General features: G+C 42.3%; 4 protein-coding genes. All 4 read left to right on the plus strand.

Annotated elements, in window-relative coordinates:
* A partial coding sequence (locus AC33VI_RS14860) for a CHAT domain-containing protein (RefSeq protein WP_491783046.1) occupies positions 1 to 1,271 on the plus strand: 1,271 nt, incomplete at its 5' end.
* A 641-nt stretch (positions 1,272 to 1,912) separates the two neighbouring features.
* Complete coding sequence (fbp, locus tag AC33VI_RS14865; protein WP_491783047.1) at positions 1,913 to 2,971, plus strand: class 1 fructose-bisphosphatase; 1,059 nt, start codon at positions 1,913 to 1,915, stop codon at positions 2,969 to 2,971.
* 31 nt (positions 2,972 to 3,002) lie between these two features.
* Positions 3,003 to 4,142, plus strand: a complete 1,140-nt coding sequence (gene tal, locus AC33VI_RS14870; RefSeq protein WP_491783048.1) for a transaldolase — start codon at positions 3,003 to 3,005, stop codon at positions 4,140 to 4,142.
* Positions 4,143 to 4,282: 140 nt separating this feature from the next.
* Positions 4,283 to 5,176: glucose-6-phosphate dehydrogenase (locus AC33VI_RS14875; protein ID WP_491783049.1), on the plus strand; the 894-nt coding region annotated here is incomplete at its 3' end.

Genomic DNA, 5,176 nt, shown 5'->3' on the forward strand with positions numbered 1-5,176 from the left:
CTATCGCTTCAATTTCTGAAGCCAAAACTACTCTAATGAAGATTGGCGAACAGGCAAACCGCAATCCCGCATTAGTTTATGTCAATTTTGCCCCCGAACAACTCAATGCCAACGCCCAAGAATCCTTCCTCAACTCAGAAAGCTGTCGTACTGCCGAATATCAAGCCTCCTTGGGCATCAAAGAGACAGATACAGCCCCCACCTTATGTATTGCTCCCCAACCGAGCGATCGCTTGGAAATACTAGTAATTACTAGTGCGGGAGAACCAATTTATCTACCCGTCGATGTTACCCGCGAAGAGGTGGAAAAACAAGCTAAAAAATTCTATCTTCAAGTTTCTCGACCTTCTGGCAGATATTATAAAGCCCCTGCCAAAAAACTTTATAAGTGGCTGATCGGTACGATTGAAGCAGACTTAAAAGAACGGGAAATCGATAATATCCTGTTTATTATGCCTCCCAAATTGCGATCGCTCCCCATTGCTGCCCTTTACGATGCCGAAACCGATCTTTTCTTGGCACAAAAAGACTTAAATGTCGGTTTTGCTCCCAGTCTCAACTTGATGAATACTGAATATCGCAACATCCAAGAATCTCCCGTATTAGCTTTTGGCGCGTCAGATTTTGAAGCTGAAGAAGAACAGGAAGCCTTACCCGCAGTGGAAATCGAACTACCCGCGATCGCACAATTGAGAGGTGGTAAATCGATTATGAATGAAAACTTTACCTTCGATAATCTTAAAACCAATCTAGACAACAATCGCCCTGCGATCGTTCACTTCTCTACCCATGCTGATTTTAATCCTCAAAACGTAGACGATATTTACATTCAACTCTACGATCGCAAGCTAACTCTGGGGGAATTAAGAGGACTCAAACTCAACGATCCCGTCGTCGATCTTTTAGTAATTTCCGCCTGTCGCTCTGCTTTTGGGGATACTGAAGCCGAACTTGGTTTTGGCGGTTTGGCAGTCAAAGCAGGAGTTAAAACCGCCATTGGTAGTCTTTGGTATGTAGGAGACACTAGTACTTCTGCCCTGATGAGCGAATTCTATCACCAATTAAAAACTGCCCCCACTAAAGCCGAGGCTCTACGCAAAGCCCAACAAGCAGTTTTAGAACAGCAAGTCAAAAATAACGCAGAAACTATAACTACTACTTGGGGCGATATATCCCTACCCGACAACCTTAGAAGCGAAGATAACCAAAATATAGATTGGTCTCATCCTTACTTCTGGGCTCCTTTCACTATGATTGGTAGTCCTTGGTAACAATTAACATGAAATACAAAAAAGAATGATACAAATTAGGGATTGGGGATTAGGGATTGGGGATTAGGGATTAGGGATTAGGGATTAGGGATTGGGTAATAGGTAGCTTCGCTTTTTGCGTTTAGTTATCACCCAGTCACCCAGTCACCCAGTCACCCAGAACGATAACCTAGACCATAAGAAAATTAATTAGAACGACTATAACCTATCACTGAGGGCGACTCCTCAGAGGGTTTCCAGCATCTCAATATCCTATAAAGCTTAATTAGGGATTAATTTAAAAGCTCTCAGCTTAAAGCTTTAAGAAGATAACCTGAAGGTATTCTTAAGCTTATGACTTTAGTTTGAAATCCCTTTCTAAGATAAATAAATAGAGTGTAGTAAATCTGAAGTAACACTATTGAATACGTCCGATTGTTTTTAATCGAGCAATCCCGCTCGAACTAAATTAACAACGATTTAAAACAATTTCAGCTTGCTTTGGACAAACTTGACTCTATACCAATAACCAGATTTTGAACCATGGAAGCATCCAAAATCTGGTTTTTGGTTGATTATCTAGCTTTTGTCTGCGATCGCCCTAGTACATGGTTTGAAAACGGACATAAGGCAGGAGATGCAGGATTCCTAAGGTTAATTTAATGGAAAATCAAGACAATAGTGTCGTTCCAAAATATAGTTTGGATAGAGATTGCCAAACTCTGTCCAGGCACGTATTACAGCAATTTTCAGATTTCTCCGCTCAAGCGCAAGATGTCAGTGCCATCATGAATCGAATCGCCCTGGCTGCTAAGTTGATCGGTCGTCGCTTGAGCAAAGCGGGTTTAATGGCTGGGGCTTTGGGATTTACTGGGGAAACCAACGTTCAAGGGGAATCCGTGAAAAAAATGGACATCTATGCTAATGATGTCTTTATATCGGTCTTCAAGCAAAGTGGCTTAGTTTGTCGCTTGGCTTCGGAAGAAATGGAAAAACCCTACTATATTCCCGAAAATTGTCCCATAGGACGCTATACTCTGCTTTACGATCCAATTGACGGTTCTTCTAATGTAGACATCAATCTCAATGTTGGTTCGATCTTTTCGTTACGCCAACAAGAAGGTGAGGATCTCGATGAAGAAGCTAAAGATTTACTAACAGATGGCGATCGCCAGATCGGAGCGGGTTATATTTTATATGGTCCATCTACTGTTTTAGTTTACACTTTGGGCAAGGGAGTGCATTCTTTTGTTCTAGATCCTAGTTTGGGAGAATTCATTTTAGCTGAAGAAAATATTACTATTCCCTCTCATGGCTCAGTATACAGTGCTAATGAAGGTAACTACTGGCAATGGGATGAATCGATTAGGGAATACATCCGCTATGTTCATCGTCACGAAGGATATACATCTCGCTATAGTGGCGCGTTAGTAGGAGATTTTCATAGAATCTTACTCCAAGGAGGTGTATTCCTCTATCCAGGTACGGTTAAAAATCCTGAAGGCAAGTTAAGGCTGTTGTATGAATCTGCACCCTTAGCTTTATTAGCCGAACAAGCAGGGGCAAAAGCTAGTACTGGTACGGAAAGACTATTGAGCGTCGTACCCGATAAACTACACTATCGTACTCCTTTGGTCATTGGTAGTACGGAAGATGTGGAATTAGTAGAGTCTTTCATCAAAGAAGAAGTACGTCGCAGTGGCGAAGCAGCCTTAGTTTAGTTGCGTGTAATTACAAGGAGAATTATTAATTATGTCTAACCCGATTGTAGAAATTAATAGTCAATACGGTCAAAGCATTTGGATGGATAATCTAAGTCGCGACATTATTGAATCTGGAGAACTAGAGCAATCGATTGGCGACAAAGGTATAAGAGGCATCACTTCCAACCCTGCTATCTTTGAAAAAGCGATCGCGGGGAATGAGATCTACGATAGTGCGATCGAAAACGGCATTAAGTCGAGTAAATCAGTTCAAGAAATTTACGAAGATTTAGTATTTACTGACATTCGTAACGCTTGCGATATCTTTATGCCCGTCTATGAAGAAACTGATGGCTTAGATGGCTATGTCAGCATTGAAGTTCCGCCAAACTTAGCCAAAGACACTGAAAGCACCATCAAAGAAGCTCGTCGTTACTATCAAACCATCGATCGCCCCAACTTGATGATCAAGATTCCTGGTACTCCTGAAGGATTGCCCGCAGTAGAACAGGCGATCGCCGATGGTATGAGTGTCAACGTGACTCTACTCTTTTCCGTTCAAAGCTACATCGATACGGCTTGGGCGTATATCAAAGGCTTGGAAAAACGCGCCGCAGCAGGAGAAGATATCAGCAAAATCGCCTCAGTAGCTAGTTTTTTCCTCAGTCGCATTGATAGCAATATCGACAGTCGCATCGATAGCAAGCTAAGTACTGCCGATGCTTCGGCTAAAGCCAAACTAGAGACGGTCAAAGGTAAAGTCGCGATCGCCAATGCTAAAATTGCTTACCAAAAATATAAAGAAATCTTTAGCGGTGATAGATGGGAAGCTTTGGTGGCTAAAGGCGCAAAAGTACAGCGTTTGTTATGGGCTAGTACTAGTACTAAAAATCCTGAATATAGCGACGTAATGTATGTAGACGAATTGGTGGGAGTAGATACCGTTAATACTCTACCTCCCAACACTATCGAAGCTTGCGTCGATCATTGCGATCCCGCCAATCGAATTGAAAGCGATCTAGAAACTGCCCAAAAAGTACTCGATACTCTCAAAGATGATGCTGTGGATATCGACCTCGATGCGGTAATGGACGAACTTCTAGAAGAAGGAATTGATAAGTTCATCAAACCTTTTGAATCATTGATGTCTTCCCTAGAATCTAAAGTCAAACAATTGGCAACGGTTTAGGAGACGGGAAAACTGGGAGACTGGGAGACTGGGAGAAGCTTCGCTTTTTTCCCTTTACCTTTTCCCTTTTCCCCTTAACCCTTTCCCCTTTCCCTGCCATCGATAGGAATAATTTTTAAATCATACCAGTAAATTAAAATATGGTTGCAATATTAGAAAATCCTCTAAGAGTTGGTTTACAGCAAGAGCGAACTGCCGATCCTGCAATTATTGTCATTTTCGGCGCATCGGGAGATTTGACTCAACGCAAGCTAATTCCCGCTATTTATCAGATTAAAAGAGAACGTCGTTTGCCTCCAGAGATGACTATTGTGGGGGTTGCCAGAAGAGATTGGACTCACGACTATTTTCGCCAGCATCTCAAAGAAGGTGTGGAAGAGTTTGGCAATGGTGTAGGTAACGAAGATCTCTGGTCGGATTTTGCCAATGGTATTTACTACTGTTCGGGCAATATGGACGAAGCAGCCAGCTACGAGAAATTAAAAACTTTCTTGGCAGAATTAGACGAAAAAAGAGGTACTAGAGGCAATCGCGTCTTTTATCTAGCAGTATCGCCTAAGTTCTTTAAACCCGCCCTCAAACAACTTGGTGCAGCAGGAATGCTAGACGATCCCGTCAAGCATCGCATTGTCATTGAAAAACCCTTTGGTAAAGACTTGAGTTCGGCAAAATCTTTAAACAGAGCCGTACAAAGGGTATGTAAAGAAGAGCAAGTATACCGCATCGATCATTATCTGGGAAAAGAAACCGTCCAAAACATTTTAGTATTCCGTTTTGGCAATGCTATTTTTGAACCCTTGTGGAATCGTCAGTTTGTCGATCACGTCCAGATTACTGTCGCCGAAACCGTGGGAGTAGAAGAAAGGGCGGGTTACTACGAAACCTCTGGGGCGTTACGGGATATGTTGCAAAATCATTTAATGCAGCTATTCGCCATCACTGCCATGGAACCACCTAACGCTTTGGATGCCGATAGCATTCGCAGCGAAAAAACTAAAGTTCTTCAAGCAACTCATGTAGCAACTAACCTAGAA

It is taken from the genome of Waterburya sp. (assembly GCF_058530065.1).